This window comes from Bacillus sp. 3a, assembly GCF_017161885.1.
Taxonomy (GTDB): domain Bacteria; phylum Bacillota; class Bacilli; order Bacillales; family Bacillaceae; genus Bacillus; species Bacillus safensis.
In genome coordinates this window covers 376,733-397,149 of the sequence record NZ_CP067376.1, presented here as the reverse complement: position 1 = coordinate 397,149, position 20,417 = coordinate 376,733, and the positions used below count along the sequence as shown (strand labels likewise).

The following is a 20,417-nucleotide window of genomic DNA, read 5'->3' as shown; positions in this document are numbered from 1 at the left end:
CAAAGCGTTTTTCTGTTTTAAACAAACAGGGAGGAGGAGCCAAATGAAAAACATACAATCATTTATCAAACAAAGTGATGATTTTCAGTCCATTTTTAATGGGCTAAAGGAAGGGTTAAAAGAACAGCTGCTTGCCGGACTATCAGGCTCCGTCAGATCTTTATTTACAGCCGCGATATCAGACGAACTGAAGCGGCCAATGTTTATTGTGACTCACAATTTATATCAGGCGCAGAAGGTTACAGATGATCTAGCAAGTGTGATGCCAGATCGCTCGGTTCTTCTTTATCCTGTCAATGAACTCATCGCTTCAGAAATTGCAGTGGCCAGTCCTGAGCTGAGAGCACAGCGTTTGGATGTCTTGAATCGACTTGCGAATGGAGAAAACCCCATTATCGTCACTCCCGCTGCTGCGGTTCGCAGGATGCTTCCGCCAGTTGAGCTCTGGAAGGAGAGTCAGATCCATTTAAAGATCGGTGAAGAAATTGATTTGGAGGCGTTTTCAAAACAGCTCGTACAAATTGGTTATGACCGGACGTCGATGGTTGCAGCGCCCGGAGATTTTAGTGTGCGCGGAGGAATTATCGACATCTATGCGTTAACGGAAGATCATCCAATCCGTATTGAACTGTTTGATACAGAAATAGACTCAATTCGAACGTTTCATTCAGATACACAGCGTTCATTAGAAACCCTTCAAGAAATCAAAATAGGTCCTGCAAAAGAGTTAATTGTGAGAGGTCCGGAACGAGTGAGAGCCATTGAACAGCTTGATCAAGGGCTGGCGAAGAGCTTAAAGAAATTCAACTCAGATCAGCAAAAAGAACTGCTTCATCAAAATATATCTGCTGATCGCGAGAAGCTGCTAGAAGGCATCGTGACACAGGAAATGACGAAGTACCTGTCCTATTTCTATGAAAAGCCTGCTAGTTTGCTAGATTACACATCGCAGGATACGATTATTATTTTAGATGAAATCAGCAGAATTCAGGAGATGGAAGAACAGCTTGAACAGGAAGAAGCCGATTGGACAATTAGTCTGCTTGAAGAAGGCAATATTCTTCATGATTTATCTCTATCTTTCCCGTTCCAAGAACTGATCAATCATCAATCGAGATCCATTCTGTACTACTCTTTGTTCCTGAGACATGTCCAGCAGACAAATCCGCAAAATATCGTCAATGTATCTAGTAAGCAAATGCAGAATTTCCACGGACAGATGAATGTGCTGGCGAGTGAAATTGAACGCTATAAAAAACAGCAATACACGGTTGTCTTCTTAGGTGCTGATGAAGAGCGGACAGAAAAGCTGTCGTCTGTTCTGCATGATTATGACATTGAAGCCGCTCTTGCTAAACCGGACGCTGAGCTTGTGAGCGGACAGGTGTATATTTTACAAGGTGAGCTGCAAACAGGCTTTGAACTGCCGTTATCAAAAATTGCTGTAATCACAGAAGGTGAACTCTTCAAGAAACGTGTGAAAAAACAGGCGCGTAAGCAAAAGCTGACCAATGCAGAGCGAATCAAGAGCTATTCAGAGCTTCAAGTCGGCGATTATGTGGTGCACATTAACCACGGGATCGGTAAATATTTAGGAATAGAAACGCTTGAAATCGGCGGCATTCATAAAGATTATTTAAATATTCATTATCAAGGAAGCGACAAGCTTTATGTACCGGTTGAACAAATTGATCAGGTGCAGAAATATGTAGGATCAGAAGGTAAAGAACCAAAGCTGTACAAACTGGGCGGCAGCGATTGGAAACGCGTGAAGAAAAAAGTTGAAACATCTGTACAGGACATCGCAGATGATCTGATTAAACTGTACGCAGAACGCGAGGCAAGCAAAGGATATGCTTTCTCGCCTGATCATGAGATGCAGCGCCAGTTTGAATCTGCGTTCCCTTATCAGGAAACAGATGATCAAATCCGTTCGATTCACGAAATTAAACAGGATATGGAGCGGGAACGTCCAATGGACCGTCTGCTTTGTGGAGATGTGGGTTACGGAAAAACGGAGGTGGCTATTCGTGCGGCCTTTAAAGCGATTGCTGACGGGAAGCAGGTAGCCCTGCTTGTTCCGACAACCATCTTAGCACAGCAGCATTTTGACACAATCATGGACCGATTCCAAGACTACCCTGTCAAAATTGCGCAGCTGAGCCGTTTCCGTACAAGAAAAGAAACAACTGAAACGTTAAAAGGGCTGAAAAACGGAACGATTGATATGGTCATCGGCACACACCGTCTTCTTTCAAAAGACATCGTCTACAAGGATTTAGGACTGTTAATCATAGATGAGGAACAGCGTTTTGGTGTGACGCATAAAGAGAAAATTAAACAGATGAAAGCCAATATCGACGTACTGACATTAACGGCTACGCCAATTCCGCGTACGCTTCATATGTCCATGCTTGGCGTGCGGGATTTATCGGTTATTGAAACACCGCCTGAAAACCGATTCCCTGTTCAAACCTATGTGGTCGAGTACAATGGTGCTTTAGTCAGAGAAGCGATTGAGCGAGAATTAGCACGCGGCGGTCAAGTGTACTTCCTTTACAACCGTGTTGAGGATATTGAACGAAAAGCAGATGAAATCTCCATGCTAGTCCCAGACGCAAAAGTCAGTTATGCGCACGGGAAAATGAGTGAGAACGAGCTGGAATCAGTGATGATTAATTTTCTTGAAGGTGAATCAGATGTATTGGTTAGTACCACCATCATTGAAACGGGAGTCGATATTCCAAATGTAAACACGCTCATCGTCCACGATGCCGATAAAATGGGGCTTTCTCAGCTGTACCAGCTAAGAGGACGAGTCGGGCGTTCGAACCGTGTTGCTTATGCTTATTTCACGTATCGAAAAGATAAAGTTCTTTCTGAAGTTGCGGAGAAAAGACTTCAAGCTATTAAAGAATTCACAGAGCTCGGATCTGGGTTTAAAATTGCGATGCGTGATTTAACAATTCGAGGAGCAGGAAACTTACTTGGTGCTCAGCAGCATGGCTTCATTGATTCAGTTGGATTCGACCTCTATTCTCAAATGCTGAAAGAAGCCATTGAGGAAAGAAGAGGCGATACAACGGCTCAAGATAAATTCGAGCCAGAAATTGATCTGCAAATTGATGCTTACATCCCAGACACTTATATTTCGGACGGCAAGCAAAAGATTGAAATGTATAAACAGTTCAGAGCAATTGGATCGATTGAAGAGAGAAAAGAGCTTCAGGATGAAATGATCGACCGATTTGGTGAATATCCGCAAGAAGTGGCTGACTTGTTTACGATTGCGACAATGAAGGTGTACGCTGTCCAGGAACGTGTCGAGCTGATCAAGATGGAGAAAGGCATTGTTAGAATGACTCTTGATGAGAAAGCAAGCAGTGAAATCGACGGTCAAAAATTATTTGAGCTCGGCAGTAAATATGGACGTGAAATCGGGTTAGGAATGGAAGGCAGCAAGCTGATTATTTCTGTCCAAACGAAAGGCAAGAAGACGGAGGAATGGCTTGAGGTTGTTCTTAACATGCTTCGAGGCCTTCAAGATGTGAAAAAAGAAACCATTCCATCTTCATAAAATTTTGTTTGTCTCTCGTGTATATTACGTTTGATGTGACGGATACTAAACTCAGGGTCAAGTGGTGAATGTTGCATAAAGTGGACGCTTTTGTTCCATTCACCCAACACATCATCAAACGAAAGAGAGGCAGCAGTGAATGAAAGCAACTGGAATTGTACGCCGCATCGATGATCTAGGTAGAGTGGTTATTCCGAAGGAGATTCGCAGAACATTGCGCATCCGGGAAGGAGATCCGCTTGAGATTTTCGTCGACCGCGATGGAGAAGTGATTTTGAAGAAGTATTCGCCGATTAGTGAGCTAGGAGACTTTGCGAAGGAATATGCTGATGCATTATTCGACAGTCTGGGTCATTCCATCCTGATCTGTGATCGAGATACGTATATTGCTGTATCCGGCAGTTCGAAAAAAGAGTATTTAAACAAATCGATCAGTGATTTACTTGAACGAACAATGGATCAGCGTAATTCTGTGTTAGAAGAAAGCAAAAAAGAAATTCAACTTGTCGATGGTATTGATGATGACGTATCTGCTTATACCATTGCACCTATTGTTGCAAACGGAGATCCAATTGGCGCCGTCGTCTTATTTTCTAAAGAGCGTTCAATGGGAGAAGTGGAGCATAAAGCGGCAGAAACGGCAGCTGGCTTCTTAGCCCGTCAAATGGAACATTAGGTCTAATAACTCTATATCATTTTGATAAAACGAAAGAATGCCGATGAAATCATTTGATTTTGTCGGTTTTTTATATGGGATGAAACAAAACGAGACATGTGCCGTCTACTCCTTAGAAAGAAACGTCTTTTCATTCACGTATGTTATAATGAGTGCGTTTAACTGTAGATTTATTTTAAAGGAGTCATCCATGAAAAATGCTGTGAATCAGCCGCATTGGCTTTTCCAGGGTGCGGTGATTTTGACCATCGCAGGCTTGTTATCAAAGATATTAAGTGCCGTTTACCGTGTTCCGTTTCAAAACATCGTAGGGGACACAGGGTTTTATATTTATCAGCAGGTATATCCTTTCCTTGGCATTGCCATCATGCTTGGTACAACAGGTTTTCCTGTCATGGTGTCCAAGCTTTTGAGTGATCATGGGGAAGAGAATCGACGGATCATTACAAGGGTATCCTTGGTCTATATCACTTTACTGAGCCTGGTCTTATTTCTTTGTCTTTACATAGGAGCAGGCACAATTGCGAGTCTTATGGCAGATAGTCAATTAATTCTGCTCATCCAGATGAGTGCTTTTGTGTTTCTATTTCTGCCGCTCACTGTGATGCTGAGGGGAGTTTTTCAGAGTGACGGTCTGATGCTTCCAACAGCTGTTTCTCAATTGGTTGAGCAGCTCATCAGGGTAGGTGTCCTGCTTGTTTTATCCTTCTATTTCGTGAGGCACGGCTATTCGCTTTATGAAACAGGGGCGGGTGCGGTGTTCTCTTCTATCGCAGGAAGTGCGGCCTCGCTCATTTTGCTTCTTTTCCTTTGGCTGACCTATCGAAAGCAGTCTGCTACAAGTATGTCAGGCAAACAGGCGACACTTCGAAAAAAAGATGTTATGAAGAGTTTGGTGCTGTATACATTGACGATTTGTGTCAGCGGTTTGCTCATTTTATGGATGCAAATGATTGATGCTTTTCATCTGTATGCGTTGCTGCGCAGCGAGGGTCTCAGTGAAGCGGCGGCAAAGGCGGCGAAAGGTGTATATGACCGAGGCCAGCCTTTCTTACAGCTCGGAACGGTGTTTGCCATCAGCATCGGAACCTCTCTTGTACCATTTTTATCGGCAGCCATGAGGAATGGAGAGCATGAAACGATACGGCAAAAAGTTCGCTCATCGGTTAAGACCACGTCAGTATTAGGGATAGGGTCAGCGGTTGGACTGATTTGTATTTTAGCACCAGTCAATACAATGCTTTTTCGTAATGACTTAGGCACCGATGCCTTGCAAATATTCTGTATATCGATCGTCTTTACGTCGATTGCCATTACGCAGGCGGCTTTACTGCAAGGGCTCGGGCATACTGTATATCCTGCTGTTGTGGTGGTTCTCAGCGTGCTGGTGAAATGGATTCTAACAATTGAGCTTGTACCGTTATTTGGCATCCACGGTGCCGCGTGGTCAACTGTATGTGGTTTTCTCACAGCAGCCGTGCTCAATGCCGTTTATTTGAAGCATAAAGGATGGATTTTGTTGAGAGAGCTGTTCCCGGTGAAAATTCTTTTATCAGCCGCCTTCATGGCTGTGGTCTTAATAGGATATCAGGCTCTGTTTTCATGGGTGATTCCCTTTGAAAAACGTCCGTTTTCCGTTTTAGAGAGCCTGACATCAGTTTTTATTGGTGGTTTCGCCTTTTTATATAGTATTCTTAAGCTAGAAGTATTTACGGACGAGGAATGGAGACTCATTCCATTAGGAGAAAAGATTTTATATTTTAAACAGATGAGAGGGAATCAAAATGGCAGGTAAGATTACCGTCGTCGGTCTCGGGGCAGGCGACATGGATCAGCTGACGCTCGGTGTATATAAGCAGCTGAAGCAGGCGAAAGAAGTATTTATGAGAACGCAGGATCATCCGCTTACCGCAGAGTTAATGCAGGAGGTCCCATCTCTCACCTTTTTTGATGAAATTTATGAAAAGCATGATCAGTTTGATCAGGTGTATCAGGAAATTACCGAAATATTATTTGCAGAGGCAGCGGAAAAAGACATTGTGTATGCTGTACCTGGTCATCCATTTGTGGCAGAAAAGACCGTACAGCTGCTCGTCGCCGGGCAGAAAGAGCGCGGGATTGAGGTGTCTGTCGCTGGTGGACAAAGCTTTCTAGATGCGACATTCAACTCCTTGCAAATTGACCCCATCGAGGGATTACAATTCGTTGATGCAGGGGATATGAGAGCGGATGATCTGAAATTAACCCAGCACGTCCTGATTTGTCAGGTATATGATCAGATGACAGCTTCGAATGTGAAACTCACGCTGATGGAAAAGCTCCCCGACGATTATGAAGTTTATATTGTGACTGCAGCTGGAAGCAGTCAGGAACAGATTACTGCCGTTCCTTTATTTGAACTTGATCGAGATGTGTCGATAAATAACTTAACGAGTGTTTATGTTCCTCCAATTCAAGATGAACAGCTGCTTTATCAACAATTTGACACCTTCCGTGACGTCATACGTACATTAAGAGGTCCGGGTGGCTGTCCATGGGATCAAAAACAAACCAATGAATCACTCAAACCATATTTAATTGAAGAATGCTATGAACTGCTTGAAGCGATAGATGAAGATGACCCAGATCATATGGTGGAAGAGCTTGGCGATGTGCTGCTGCAGGTGTTACTTCACGCTCAAATTGGCGAAGATGACGGTTATTTCTCAATTGATGACGTCATTCAGCATGTCACAGAAAAAATGATTCGGCGCCACCCCCATGTGTTTGGTGACACGAATGTTTCTGAAGCAGCAGATGTGGTGGCCAACTGGGAAAAAATCAAACAGCAGGAGAAGCCAGAGCGGACCGGTTCTATTTTGCAATCGATTCCGGCGACACTTCCGGCACTAACAAAGGCATATAAGCTCCAAAAGAAAGCTGCCAAAGTAGGCTTTGATTGGACAGATGTTCAAGATATTTGGAACAAATACGAAGAAGAAAAGCAGGAATTTCTCGTTGAAGTGGCAGAGAAGACGGACGAAGGTGCAACGAAGCAGATGAAAGATGAATTTGGAGATCTTTTGTTTGTTCTCGTCAATATTGGCAGGTTCTATCACCTAGAGCCTGAAACGGCACTCGCTTCTGCCAACACAAAATTCATACGGCGCTTTCAGCATATCGAACAAAAAGCAAAGGACATGGGCCGTTCATTAGATGACTTAACGCTAGAGGAAATGGACGATCTATGGAACGATGCGAAACGCATAGAAAGAGGTGAACACACATGAGACTAGATAAATTTTTAAAAGTGTCCCGTTTAATTAAAAGAAGAACATTGGCAAAAGAAGTAGCTGATCAAGGCAGGATATCTATTAACGGAACACAGGCGAAAGCAAGCTCTGACGTGAAAGAAGGAGATGAGCTGCAAATCCGTTTTGGTCAAAAACTAGTGACTGTTCAAGTCAACGAGTTAAAGGACACGACGAAAAAAGAAGAAGCGGCTGGCATGTATACTGTGCTAAAAGAAGAAAAAACAGCAGAATAGGGCTTGTTCTAAAAGACCCTCTTATCACATACAATGCAGTAACATGCAAGTATGAGATATGGGGGATGTATAGATGAATCAATATTATAATCAACCTCAAGGTACGAAGCTGTCATCAGACGCGGAGCACAATGTCACAATGCGAAACAGAAAGCATTTAGATATTACTGGTGTCAAACAAGTGGAAAGCTTTGATAGTGAGGAATTTCTGCTGGAGACGGTCATGGGGATTCTCGCCATCCGCGGAGAAAATCTGCAAATGAAAAACCTAGACGTCGAAAAGGGCGTTGTGTCGATCAAAGGGCGTGTCTTTGATTTAATCTATGTTGATGAGCAGCACGGGGAGAAAGCTAAAGGATTTTTTAGCAAGCTGTTTAAATGACGCTGACAGTCCAGTTTTATACGATGCTTTCCATGGCGGCGATGGGCATCTGGCTGGGCGCATCGCTTGATACGTACAAGCTGTTTGTGAACCGGGAAAAAACAGCAAAATGGCTTTTGGTTATCCACGATCTCCTTTTTTGGATGGTACAGGGTCTCTTATTCTTTTACGTCCTGCTGCTGACAAATGAGGGAGAATTCAGGCTTTATATTTTTCTAGCCGTTGCTCTAGGTTTCTCGATGTATCAGGCATTGATGAAACATTTGTATCTCAAGATTCTCAAGTTTATCATGATGTGTGTATATCAAACCGTTCTCTTCCTAAAAAGGCTGGTCATGTCGGTTGTCTTCCAGCCGATACGCTGGATGATCACATTGGTCATAAGTGCTTTTCTGTTCTTGCTCCACTCGCTCTTACGTCTAGTTCGTTTTACGTTTCGGCTCGTGTGGAAGGTGCTGTCGATTGTTTGTTATCCGCTCATCTGGTTACTCAATGTGACCATTATTCATCGGATTCCCGAAAAATGGCGAACATCAATGAGATTGTTTTTCTCAAAAGGAGCAGGAATTTTACAAGGGGCCAAGAAATTATCTGGTACCATCAAAACGAAATGGAAACAATTCTGGACAAAGTAAGAGAGGAGGCCTTCAATCTTGAACAAGAGAAAACGAAATATCGCACAAATTCAAAATGATTATCAAAAACAAATGGAACAGCAAGCGCAGCGCTTAAAACGCAAACGTCGCGGACTCCTTAGAAGGCTTACCGTGTTTGGTGTAATCGTGCTCATGTTTGCTGTCTTGGTGACAAGTGCCCTCTGGTCGCAATCGTCTTCACTAAAGGAAAAAGAAGAGAAGAAGGTTGCGCTCGAAAAAGAGTTGAAGCAATTAAAAACAAAGCAGGAAGATATTTCTGATGAAATTAAGAAGCTGAAAAGCAAGGAATACGTACTCGAACTGGCACGACGGGACTATTATATGTCCAAAAAAGGCGAAAAAATCTTTGATGTGGGCAATAAGAGCGATTAGCCTTGTTGACACTTAAAATTCAGTTTATGTATAATTGAACAAATGAGATTTTTTTATAAGTCTAAGGAGGAGCACTTTTTTTATGTCGATTGAAGTTGGCAGCAAGTTACAAGGGAAAGTTACGGGCATTACAAATTTTGGAGCTTTTGTGGAGTTGCCAGGCGGTTCAACTGGTCTCGTTCATATCAGTGAGGTAGCCGATAACTATGTAAAAGATATTAATGAGCATTTAAAAGTCGGTGAACAAGTTGAAGTGAAAGTGATTAACGTTGAAAAAGACGGTAAAATCGGCTTGTCCATTAAAAAAGCAAAAGATCGTCCTCAACAACAATCAAGACCAAGCAGAAATGATTTCCGTCCGAAGGAATCGTTTGAACAAAAAATGAACAAATTCTTAAAAGATAGCGAAGATCGCTTAACATCTTTAAAACGTAACACGGAATCAAAACGTGGGGGGCGCGGAGCAAGAAGAGGTTAACTTGTTGCTGCTTTCTATATATTTTCACAACAAAGCATCTGCTGTTCAGCAGGTGCTTTTTTTCATGATCCATCCGACATTTTTGGAGATTTCGTCATTTAATTTAAAACTTTCTATTGACGGACAAGCGAATCCTTTGTATTATAGTTCTTGTGCTTCTTAGCGCATTTTCATTATGGCGGTGTAGCTCAGCTGGCTAGAGCGTACGGTTCATACCCGTGAGGTCGGGGGTTCGATCCCCTCCGCCGCTATCCTTTTAACTAGAACATAAAGCAAGGCCCGTTGGTCAAGCGGTTAAGACACCGCCCTTTCACGGCGGTAACACGGGTTCGAATCCCGTACGGGTCATATTTGAAACAGCTTTCTATAAGAAAGCTGTTTTTTTGTGCCTTCGTAAAATTCTGATGAAAGACATCGACTTTCATGAAAGTATGCCTCTTTGACGAATAAAGCGTCGAACGTTTTATGGAAACGACAACTTCTTTTGACAAAATTTCTTTTTCACCTTCGCTATAATGACAAGCAACGAATATCAGGTGGGGGATGAGAAGATGGAAAAACTAGAAAGAAGAACTGATTTAACAGGAGCGGGGTTTGAAAGAATCAGTGCGGGGCTAAAAAAGATGAAAAACCTGTTTCTTCATCACACGCATTCTCTTTTTTTCTATAAAGGGTTTATTTATGTTGTTCTAGGCTTTTTATTAGGACGAGCCTTTATATTATCTGAAATTATGCCGTTTGCTCTGCCTTTCTTTGGCTCCATGCTGCTTATTAAAAGAGATAAGGCGATGCTTGCTTGTCTAGCATTACTCGCTGGGGCGATGACGATATCACCTCAAAATGCATTGTTTGTGTTTGCGTCGCTGCTCATGTTTCTCCTTATGTCAAAGGTGGTTTCTTTCATCATCAAAGACCCAGTGAAAACATTACCGGTTGTCATTGTTCTCTCAATGCTGATCACCCGGGGAGCGTTTGTTTACCTAGAGCAAGGTGCTGTGCAAAGTTATGATTACGTCATGGCGGGTGTCGAAGCAGGACTTGCCTTCATTTTGACTCTGATTTTTCTTCAAAGCCTGCCGATTTTTACAGTCAGGAAAATTAAACACTCTTTAAAGGTCGAAGAAATTATTTGTTTTATGATTTTAATTGCCTCAGTTTTAACTGGTCTTGCTGGGATCACATTTCAAGGAATGCAGGCAGAGCATATTTTGTCACGTTATGTAGTGCTGACATTTGCCTTTATTGGCGGAGCCAGTATTGGTTGTACGGTCGGTGTTGTGACAGGATTAATTCTTGGTCTCGCTAACATCGGAAACCTTTATCAGATGAGTCTTCTTGCCTTTTCAGGCTTATTAGGCGGATTGCTGAAAGAAGGGAAGAAAGCAGGGGCAGCCATCGGCTTAATTGTGGGTTCCTTACTCATTTCACTGTACGGGGAAGGGTCAGCAGGTCTCATGACCACACTGTATGAGTCACTTATAGCGGTTGCGCTCTTTTTACTCACGCCGCAATCAGTTACTTCCAAGGTAGCGAAATACATTCCTGGTACGGTAGAGCATGTACAAGAGCAGCAGCAATATGCTCGGAAGGTACGAGACGTGACAGCAAAAAAGGTAGATCAATTCTCTCATGTATTTCATGCGCTGTCTGAGAGTTTTGCGACATTTTACGAATCCATTCCTGAAGAGAAGAAGCAGGAAGAGGATGTAGATCTTTTTTTAAGTACGATCACAGAACGATCCTGTCAAACGTGCTATAAGAAAAATAAATGCTGGGTGCAGAACTTTGATACAACCTATGAACTAATGAAACAAGTTATGCATGAATCTGATGAAAAAACGTATGAGCATAACCGAAAATTGAAAAAGAAATTTAGTCAGCACTGCTCAAAATCAAAACATGTTGAGGAATTGATCGAAGAGGAGATCGCATACTATAAAGCCAACCAGACACTGAAGAAAAAAGTCCAAGACAGCAGGCGTCTTGTGGCTGAACAGCTGATGGGGGTCTCACAAGTGATGGAGGATTTTTCCCGGGAAATAAAACGAGAAAGAGAGCAGCATTTTATTCAGGAAGAGCAGATGATAGAAGCACTTCAGCACTTTGGCATTGAAATTCAGCAAGTAGAAATCTATAGCTTGGAGCAGGGAAATGTGGATATTGAAATGAGAATCCCATATTGCCAAGGGCATGGGGAATGTGAAAAAATCATTGCGCCAATGCTTTCGGATATTTTAGAAGAACAGATTTTAGTCAAAGCAGAACAGTGTGCAGAGCATCCAACAGGCTATTGCCACGTTGTATTTGGCTCTGCTAAATCATACCGAGTGGCTACAGGCGTGGCACATGCAGCAAAAGGCGGAGGACTGGTATCTGGAGACAGCTACAGCATGATGGAGCTTGGAGCAGGCAAGTATGCCGCAGCTATTAGTGATGGAATGGGCAACGGAGCACGTGCTCATTTTGAAAGCAATGAAACGATTAAGCTGTTAGAAAAAATATTGGCGTCAGGTATCAATGAAAAAGTGGCGATTAAAACCATTAATAGTATTTTATCTTTACGAACGACGGACGAGATCTATTCAACATTGGATTTATCGATCATTGATTTACAGGATGCGAGCTGTAAGTTCCTCAAGATTGGTTCAACACCCAGCTTTATTAAACGGGGTGATCAGGTGATGAAGGTACAAGCAAGCAACTTGCCAATCGGTATTATTGATGAATTCGAAGTCGAGGTTGTGAGCGAACAGATGAAAGCAGGAGACCTATTGATTATGATGAGTGACGGTATTTTTGAGGGGCCAAAGCATATTGAAAATCATGATCTGTGGGTGAAACGGAAAATGAAAAGCTTTAAAACAGAAGATCCCCAAGAAATTGCTGATTTATTAATGGAAGAGGTTATTCGAACAAGAGCAGGCCAAATTGACGACGATATGACAGTTGTTGTCATCAGGCTCGACCACAACACACCAAAATGGGCTTCCATTCCGACCGGTACATTCTATCTTGAGAAACAAGAGATTTCTTAAAATATCGTATAATATGAATTTCTTCTGGCGATGATGGGGATATAAGCATTCAGTTACAATCCCAGGAGGAATGAAGATGCGAAAAGGTCACGTCAACCAAATCTTATTGATTACAGATGGCTGCTCAAATCACGGGGAGGATCCGCTTGCGATTGCCTCATTGGCAAAGGAACAAGGGATTACAGTCAATGTCATTGGCATTATGGAAGAAAACAGACACGATCATGAAGCAATGAAGGAAGTAGAGGGGATTGCTCTCGCAGGCGGAGGCATCCATCAAGTTGTCTACGTCCAGCAGTTATCTCAAACAGTACAAATGGTCACGAAAAAAGCAATGACACAAACCCTGCAAGGTGTTGTGAATAAAGAATTGCAGCAAATACTCGGCAAAGACACTGAAATTGAAGAGCTTCCACCTGATAAGCGCGGGGAAGTAATGGAGGTTGTCGATGAGTTAGGAGAAACGGTTCACCTTCAAGTACTCGTGCTTGTTGATACAAGTGCAAGTATGAAACCGAAGCTGCCAACCGTCAAAGAGGCACTTATCGACCTTTCCATCAGTTTAAATTCAAGAATTGGAGAAAATCAGTTTGGGATGTGTGTATTTCCCGGGAAAAACTCAGATGCTGAAATTGTGTTGAATTGGACGCCTCGATTCGATTCATTATCATCTATTTTCCCAAAACTGACCACTGGAGGCATCACCCCAACGGGACCAGCGCTTCGGGAAGCACTTCAGCATTTCAAATCAGTTCGTTCACGCAAAGGGCTGCTTGAAGCAAAGGAAGAGCATAATGATGAATTCGGCTTCTAACATCCCGTTAGGCACGGTGATTCAAGGGAAATGGCACCACCATCATTACCGTATTGTAAAAGAGCTTGGAAAAGGGGCGAACGGTGTTGTCTATCTGACCGAATCGCCACATGGGCAAGCGGCCCTTAAAGTGAGTGATGACAGTATGCTCATTGCGTCTGAAGTCAATGTATTAAAATCCTTTTCAAAGGCTCCTGTGAAAACCATGGGGCCTTCTTTTTATGATATGGATGATGCAATTTATCCCGGTATGCCTCAAAAACGCTCTTTTTATGTGATGGAATATGTCAGAGGTCCATTATTGCTTGAATTTGTGAAACAAAAGGGTGATGAGTGGATCGTTGTTTTGATGATTCAGCTTTTATCTAGCCTGGCTCATTTACATCAGGAAGGATGGATTTTTGGTGACTTGAAGCCGGATAATCTCATTGTTTCTGGTCCCCCTGCCACAATCCGGTGCATTGATGTGGGAGGAACGACGAAAGCGGGCAGGGCAATTAAAGAGTATACCGAGTTTTTTGATCGAGGCTATTGGGGATTCGGTACACGAAAAGCTGAACCAACCTATGATTTATTTGCCCTGACCATGGTGATGGTCAACTGTGCGTATAAGAAAGAATTCAAAAAAGGAGCAGAACCAGATAAACAGCTTTATCGAGCCATTGAAGGACATCCTTTATTAAAGCGATATGAAAGGGTGTTAAAGGCTGCTCTACAAGGTAAATATCAATCAGCAGCAGACATGAAAAGTGCGATGCTGAAAGAAGGACAGCTGATTGCATCAAGAAAAACGCGTCAAAAGAAGCAGCAACCAAAACCCGCGCCAAAACCCGCTGTTAATCAAAATCAACAAGTGACTACACGATCGCGTGCTGCAGCAGCAAAAAGAACGTCAGCACGTAAAAAATCAGGCGGGCTTTTTGAAACCATTCTTATCGTGTGCAGTGTACTCGCTCTTTACTGTGCATATGTGGTTTTGTTCCTGTTGTAGAGCTGTAAAAAAGCAGGCTTCTTCTTTGCTTGGAGCTACTGAAAGTGATAGGATATGTATATCTTTAAATTACCTGCTCTTTGTGAGGAGGAAGTTGTGAATAGAATTGAATCTTTTTTGGAAAAACATGATGTTTACCTTGAAAATACGACAGTCATTGTCGGGGTTTCCGGCGGACCGGATTCCATGCTCTTACTGCATGAACTTAACAAGCGCCGCAAAGGTTCCTATCAGCTGATTGCAGCCCATGTAGATCACATGTTCAGAGGAGAAGAGTCCTTTGCTGATTTGGCATTTGTTGAGGCTTACTGTCAGGAGCACGAGATCCCTTTTGAATCGTCCCGCATACAGGTCACCCAATATGCAAAAGAAAACCGCTTAAACAAACAGGCAGCTGCAAGGGAGTGTAGATATGCTTTCTTTCGTCAATTGATGGAGCAATACAACGCTCAATTTATAGCGCTTGCACATCATGGAGACGACCAAGTAGAAACAATGTTGATGAGACTTGCGAGAGGGACTGTTGGTATAGGACTCGCAGGTATCCAAGCAAAACGTCCTTTTCAAAATGGGTGGCTGATTCGTCCGCTCATTGGATACTCTAAGGACGACGTGCTAAAAGCTTGTGAAAAAGAACATGTACCCTATGTCATTGATCAAAGCAATCATACAGATGACTACTTGAGAAACCGGGTAAGAAGACACATTCTTCCCGTGTTAAAAGAAGAGGCACCTCATGTACATGAAAGCTTTCAGTTTGTAAGTGACATGCTGACTGAGGATGAGCAATACTTGCAGGCTTTAACAAAGGAACAAATGAACCAAGTGATAACGAGTCAATCGCCTAAGCAAATTGAGATTAAAACGAAGCCTTTGCTTGACCTGCCTTTGCCTTTACAAAGAAGAGGCATTCAACTAATATTAAACTATCTTTATGAAAACACTCAATCAGCGTTTTCAAACCAGCATATTCTAGGGACTTTAGACTGGTTATCTCATACCGATCAACCGTCTGGATCATTAGATTTGCCAAAAGGTTTACAAGCTGTCAAGTCTTATGATCACTGTATGTTTACCTTTGAGCGATCGCATGTATTAGACCAGTCTTATGCTCTTCACTTAAAGGCTGAGCTCGGAGAAGAGCTTTTTCTCCCAAATGGACAGTCTATCGCCGTATCAAATCATGTTCCGAAGGATGCACGGAACGGAAACCATTTTTTCTTGCTTCAAAAAGATCATGTTCGTCTCCCTTTGATCATTCGCTCACGAAAAAATGGTGATCGAATCAAACTTAAAGGGATGAATGGGTCAAAAAAGGTGAAGGATATATTTATTGATAAAAAAGTGCCTCTTGCAGAAAGAGACAGCTGGCCGATCGTCACTGACTCGGATCATCAAATCATCTGGATCCCAGGTCTGAAAAAATCCGTTTTTGAAGAAATTGATATGACAAACAGCGATCTCATTGTATTACAATATAGACAGCACGAAAATTTGTAGGGGGCAAGCAAAAGCATGAAACAAGATATTGAAAAGATTTTGATCTCAGAAGAAGAGATCCAGCAAAAAGTGAAGGAACTGGGTGCAACATTAACCAGTGATTATGATGGTAAATTTCCCCTGGCTATTGGTGTTTTGAAAGGGGCTCTTCCATTCATGGCAGACCTGATCAAACACATTGATACATATTTAGAACTTGATTTTATGGATGTATCTAGCTACGGAAAGTCTACCGTATCTTCTGGAGAAGTAAAGATCATTAAGGATTTAGATACTTCTGTTGAAGGAAGAGATATTTTGATTATGGAAGATATCATCGACAGTGGGTTAACTTTGAGCTATCTGGTAGAGCTTTTCCGATACCGTAAAGCAAATTCCATTAAAATTGTGACATTGCTTGATAAACCAAGCGGCCGCAAAGCAGACATCAAAGCAGATTATGTTGGTTTTGAAGTGCCAGATGCATTTGTTGTCGGCTATGGATTGGATTTCGCTGAACGTTACCGAAACCTCCCGTATATCGGAGTGTTAAAACCATCTGTTTACGAAGGCTGATCAGCATACGTATACATGAGGTTATTGGTTGTGTTGGAATGATTTTCTATGATACTATTGAACATAGTTGTGCTTACTGTGGGAGGAGGTAAGGAATGAATCGGGTTTTTCGTAATACGATTTTTTATATACTTATTTTATTACTTGTGATAGGGGTCGTCAGTTGGTTAGGATCCCCAAATCAAAAGCCTGAGAACATGTCTTACAGCAAATTTTCGCAAAATCTAAGTGCGGGAAAAGTGGAGAGTATCTCCATTCAGCCTGTAAGAGGGGTTTATGAAATTCGTGGTCAATTAGATGGCGCGAAGAAAGATCAATACTTCATTACCCATGTTCCAGATGGTCAAGGTGTTGACCAAATTTACAGTGCACTGAAGAATACAGATGTAAAAGTAGAACCAGCACCTGAAACAAATGGATGGCTGCAAGTTCTGACAACCATCATTCCGTTTATCATCATCTTTATCTTGTTCTTCTTCTTATTGAACCAAGCTCAGGGCGGCGGAAGCCGAGTCATGAACTTTGGTAAGAGTAAGGCAAAGCTTTACACAGAAGAGAAGAAACGTGTGAAATTTAAAGATGTTGCCGGTGCAGATGAAGAAAAGCAAGAGCTTGTAGAAGTGGTTGAATTCCTGAAGGACCCACGTAAATTTGCGGAGCTTGGCGCAAGAATCCCTAAAGGGGTTTTACTAGTAGGACCTCCAGGTACAGGTAAAACATTGCTTGCGAGAGCATCTGCAGGAGAAGCAGGCGTTCCTTTCTTCAGCATCAGTGGTTCTGACTTCGTCGAGATGTTCGTCGGTGTCGGTGCATCACGTGTACGTGATTTATTCGAAAATGCGAAAAAGAATGCACCTTGCTTAATCTTTATTGATGAGATTGATGCAGTGGGTCGTCAGCGTGGAGCCGGTCTTGGCGGTGGTCATGACGAGCGTGAACAAACGCTTAACCAGCTTCTTGTTGAAATGGATGGTTTTAGTGCCAACGAAGGTATTATTATCATTGCTGCGACAAACCGTGCAGATATTCTAGACCCTGCATTGCTGCGTCCGGGACGTTTTGACCGTCAAATTACGGTTGACCGCCCAGATGTTATTGGCCGTGAAGAAGTACTGAAAGTTCATGCGAAAAACAAACCGCTTGACGAGTCAGTTAACTTAAAAGCCATTGCAAGCAGAACACCAGGGTTCTCTGGAGCAGATCTTGAGAACTTACTAAACGAAGCAGCACTTGTTGCTGCCCGTCATAACAAAAAGAAAATCGATATGCGTGATATTGACGAAGCGACTGACCGTGTCATCGCTGGGCCGGCGAAGAAAAGCCGTGTCATTTCGAAGAAAGAACGTAATATTGTGGCTTACCATGAAGCAGGTCATACCGTCATTGGTCTTATCCTAGACGAAGCGGACATGGTGCATAAAGTAACGATCGTTCCTCGTGGTCAGGCAGGCGGATATGCGGTCATGCTTCCAAGAGAAGACCGTTATTTCCAAACGAAGCCAGAGCTTCTTGATAAGATTGTCGGCTTGCTCGGCGGTCGTGTTGCAGAGGAAATTACGTTTGGTGAAGTAAGTACAGGCGCTCACAACGACTTCCAGCGTGCAACAGGCATTGCAAGAAGAATGGTCACAGAGTTCGGTATGTCTGATAAACTTGGTCCGCTTCAATTCGGTCAATCACAAGGAGGTCAAGTCTTCCTTGGACGTGATTTCAACAATGAGCCGAATTACAGTGAAGCGATCGCTTACGAAATTGACCAAGAAGTTCAGCGTTTCATTAAGGAGAGCTACGAACGTGCGAAACAAATTCTCACTGAGAATAAAGATAAGCTAGAAATCATCGCACAAGCCCTTCTAGAAGTTGAAACATTAGATGCTGAGCAAATTAAATCTCTTTACGAAACTGGAAAGCTTCCAGAGCGTGTATACGCAGATGACGAAGAGAAAAACGATGATGTGAAAGTAAACATCAAGAAAAAAGAAGATGAGGAGATCTAATCTCCTTCTGTGAAAGCTGTCGGGATCACCGGCAGCTTTTTTATTTCGATTCATGAATGGATCGGTTTCGAATTGTTTACAAATGGAACTCAATTCGTGTATGGTATGATAGAAAGTCGAAAAATGCTCTTTTTGAGAAACTATTCAAAGTGGTGATGAAGTTGTTACTCGTGATAGATGTAGGAAACACAAATACCGTTTTAGGTGTTTATCATAATGGCGATCTAAACTACCATTGGCGAATTGAAACAAGCCGTCATAAAACAGAAGATGAATTTGGTATGTCCATCAGGGCTTTATTCGATTATGTGGGGCTGATGTTTGACCAAATAGAAGGAATTATCATCTCCTCTGTTGTCCCGCCAATGATGTTCGCACTTGAAAGAATGTGCGAAAAGTATTTTCACATAACACCCCAAATTGTAGGGCCTGGAATGAAGACTGGATTAAACATTATGTGTGACAATCCAAAGGAAGTCGGGGCAGATCGAATTGTCAATGCAGTAGCAGCAATTCATCTATATGGGGCGCCTCTAATTGTGGTAGACTTTGGAACAGCAACAACCTACTGTTATATCAATGAACAAAAACAATACATGGGTGGAGCGATTGCACCGGGTATAACCATCTCAACTGAGGCTTTATATACAAGAGCGGCGAAGCTGCCGAGAATTGAAATTGTCCGTCCTGATCACATTGTTGGAAAAAACACCATCAGTGCGATGCAATCCGGCATCCTTTATGGATATGTTGGCCAAGTCGAGGGAATAGTGAAACGGATGAAGCAGCAAGCCAAACAAACACCGAAAGTCATTGCAACAGGCGGTTTGTCTACATTGATTGGAAATGAATCAGACTGTATTGATATTGTCGATCCGTTCCTCACATTAAAAGGACTGCAGCTCATTTATGAACGTAATCGTGTCGGTGTATTATAGGAGGTTTAAATCAAATGGATTATTTAGTTAAAGCGTTAGCATATGACGGAAAAGTCCGCGCATATGCTGCAAACACAACAGATACAATCAACGAAGCACAAAGAAGACATCATACGTGGCCGACTGCATCAGCAGCCATCGGCAGAACGATGACAGCAACAGTCATGATGGGTGCTATGCTGAAAGGTGAGAATAAGCTAACTGTCAAAATAGAAGGCGGTGGCCCAATCGGCGCCATTATTGCTGATGGAAATGCAAAAGGCCAGGTACGAGGATATGTCTCAAACCCACAAGTTCACTTTGACTTAAATGAACATGGCAAGCTGGATGTTAGACGTGCAGTCGGAACATATGGAACATTAAGTGTTGTCAAAGATATCGGGCTGAAGGACCACTTTACAGGACAAACAGAAATTGTCTCAGGTGAAATTGGAGATGACTTCACTTATTATCTTGTTTCTTCTGAGCAAGTGCCTTCCTCTGTAGGCGTAGGCGTCCTTGTCAACCCAGATAATTCGATTCTCGCAGCAGGCGGTTTCATCATTCAATTGCTGCCTGGTACAGAAGATGCTGTCATTGAAAGACTAGAAAAGCGCCTGTCAACCATTGAACCAATCTCTAAACTCATTGAAAAAGGGATGACACCAGAAGAAATATTAGAAGAAGTACTTGGTGAAAAGCCTCAAATTTTAGAAACTGTACCTGTCGAATTTTCTTGTAACTGCTCAAAAGAACGGTTTGCAAATGGCATTATCAGCCTAGGGAAAGCCGAAATTGATGATATGATTGAACAAGACGGACAAGCAGAAGCTCAATGCCATTTTTGTAACGAAACGTATGTCTTTACAAAAGAAGAGCTAGAAGAGCTACGTGAAGAATTAACCCGCTAGCTCTAAGCAGCGGGTTTTCTTTTTAGAATG

16 protein-coding genes, 2 tRNA genes and 1 pseudogene are annotated in these 20,417 nt (G+C 42.5%); all 19 read left to right on the top strand.

Annotated elements, in window-relative coordinates; translation table 11 throughout:
• The first annotated feature begins 43 nt into the window (after positions 1 to 43).
• The 19 genes and pseudogenes from mfd (at position 44) to hslO (ending at position 20,387) form a co-directional block, all read left to right on the top strand.
• Positions 44 to 3,577 (top strand): transcription-repair coupling factor, encoded by a 3,534-nt coding sequence (mfd, locus tag JJ692_RS01845; RefSeq protein WP_135033210.1) that lies wholly within the window; start codon positions 44 to 46, stop codon positions 3,575 to 3,577.
• 139 nt (positions 3,578 to 3,716) lie between these two features.
• The gene (spoVT, locus tag JJ692_RS01840) at positions 3,717 to 4,253 is read left to right on the top strand and encodes a stage V sporulation protein T (RefSeq protein ID WP_003217990.1); all 537 of its coding nucleotides are present in this window, start codon (positions 3,717 to 3,719) and stop codon (positions 4,251 to 4,253) included.
• A gap of 190 nt (positions 4,254 to 4,443) precedes the next feature.
• The gene (locus tag JJ692_RS01835; RefSeq protein ID WP_206534152.1) at positions 4,444 to 6,048 is read left to right on the top strand and encodes a putative polysaccharide biosynthesis protein; all 1,605 of its coding nucleotides are present in this window, start codon (positions 4,444 to 4,446) and stop codon (positions 6,046 to 6,048) included.
• On the top strand, positions 6,038 to 7,522 hold the full coding sequence (gene yabN, locus JJ692_RS01830) for a bifunctional methyltransferase/pyrophosphohydrolase YabN (protein WP_206534151.1): 1,485 nt from the start codon (positions 6,038 to 6,040) through the stop codon (positions 7,520 to 7,522). The genes JJ692_RS01835 and yabN overlap by 11 nt, the downstream gene beginning before the upstream one ends.
• Positions 7,519 to 7,779, top strand: coding sequence for an RNA-binding S4 domain-containing protein (locus JJ692_RS01825; RefSeq protein WP_008341839.1), 261 nt, complete (start codon positions 7,519 to 7,521; stop codon positions 7,777 to 7,779). The genes yabN and JJ692_RS01825 overlap by 4 nt, the downstream gene beginning before the upstream one ends.
• Positions 7,780 to 7,852: 73 nt before the next feature.
• Positions 7,853 to 8,161 (top strand): sporulation protein YabP, encoded by a 309-nt coding sequence (gene yabP, locus JJ692_RS01820; RefSeq protein ID WP_024425646.1) that lies wholly within the window; start codon positions 7,853 to 7,855, stop codon positions 8,159 to 8,161.
• On the top strand, positions 8,158 to 8,796 hold the full coding sequence (gene yabQ / locus JJ692_RS01815) for a spore cortex biosynthesis protein YabQ (RefSeq protein ID WP_034624421.1): 639 nt from the start codon (positions 8,158 to 8,160) through the stop codon (positions 8,794 to 8,796). The genes yabP and yabQ overlap by 4 nt, the downstream gene beginning before the upstream one ends.
• Positions 8,797 to 8,814: 18 nt before the next feature.
• Positions 8,815 to 9,189, top strand: a complete 375-nt coding sequence (locus JJ692_RS01810; protein ID WP_024427190.1) for an FtsB family cell division protein — start codon at positions 8,815 to 8,817, stop codon at positions 9,187 to 9,189.
• 82 nt (positions 9,190 to 9,271) lie between these two features.
• Complete coding sequence (locus JJ692_RS01805; protein WP_008357409.1) at positions 9,272 to 9,667, top strand: S1 domain-containing RNA-binding protein; 396 nt, start codon at positions 9,272 to 9,274, stop codon at positions 9,665 to 9,667.
• 177 nt (positions 9,668 to 9,844) lie between these two features.
• Positions 9,845 to 9,918: transfer RNA gene (locus JJ692_RS01800), tRNA-Met, on the top strand.
• A 25-nt stretch (positions 9,919 to 9,943) separates the two neighbouring features.
• Positions 9,944 to 10,015 (top strand) — tRNA-Glu (locus JJ692_RS01795).
• A gap of 203 nt (positions 10,016 to 10,218) precedes the next feature.
• Positions 10,219 to 12,702 (top strand): stage II sporulation protein E, encoded by a 2,484-nt coding sequence (gene spoIIE / locus JJ692_RS01790; protein ID WP_024425648.1) that lies wholly within the window; start codon positions 10,219 to 10,221, stop codon positions 12,700 to 12,702.
• Between the two features lie 76 nt (positions 12,703 to 12,778).
• Complete coding sequence (locus JJ692_RS01785) at positions 12,779 to 13,516, top strand: vWA domain-containing protein (protein WP_024425649.1); 738 nt, start codon at positions 12,779 to 12,781, stop codon at positions 13,514 to 13,516.
• On the top strand, positions 13,500 to 14,507 hold the full coding sequence (locus tag JJ692_RS01780; RefSeq protein WP_206534150.1) for a protein kinase domain-containing protein: 1,008 nt from the start codon (positions 13,500 to 13,502) through the stop codon (positions 14,505 to 14,507). The genes JJ692_RS01785 and JJ692_RS01780 overlap by 17 nt, the downstream gene beginning before the upstream one ends.
• Positions 14,508 to 14,603: 96 nt before the next feature.
• Positions 14,604 to 16,026 (top strand): annotated as a pseudogene (tilS, locus tag JJ692_RS01775) (tRNA lysidine(34) synthetase TilS).
• A complete protein-coding gene (gene hpt, locus JJ692_RS01770) occupies positions 16,023 to 16,562 on the top strand; it encodes a hypoxanthine phosphoribosyltransferase (protein ID WP_008357399.1) in 540 nt (179 codons plus the stop codon). Before tilS ends, hpt begins: the two are co-directional and overlap by 4 nt.
• 95 nt (positions 16,563 to 16,657) lie before the next feature.
• On the top strand, positions 16,658 to 18,559 hold the full coding sequence (gene ftsH / locus JJ692_RS01765) for an ATP-dependent zinc metalloprotease FtsH (RefSeq protein WP_024427186.1): 1,902 nt from the start codon (positions 16,658 to 16,660) through the stop codon (positions 18,557 to 18,559).
• A gap of 161 nt (positions 18,560 to 18,720) precedes the next feature.
• Positions 18,721 to 19,497 carry a type III pantothenate kinase gene (locus JJ692_RS01760; protein WP_024427185.1) on the top strand — a complete coding sequence of 259 codons (777 nt, stop codon included), beginning with the start codon at positions 18,721 to 18,723 and terminating at the stop codon, positions 19,495 to 19,497.
• Between the two features lie 14 nt (positions 19,498 to 19,511).
• Positions 19,512 to 20,387, top strand: coding sequence for an Hsp33 family molecular chaperone HslO (gene hslO / locus JJ692_RS01755; protein WP_133744985.1), 876 nt, complete (start codon positions 19,512 to 19,514; stop codon positions 20,385 to 20,387).
• Positions 20,388 to 20,417: the final 30 nt, after the last annotated feature.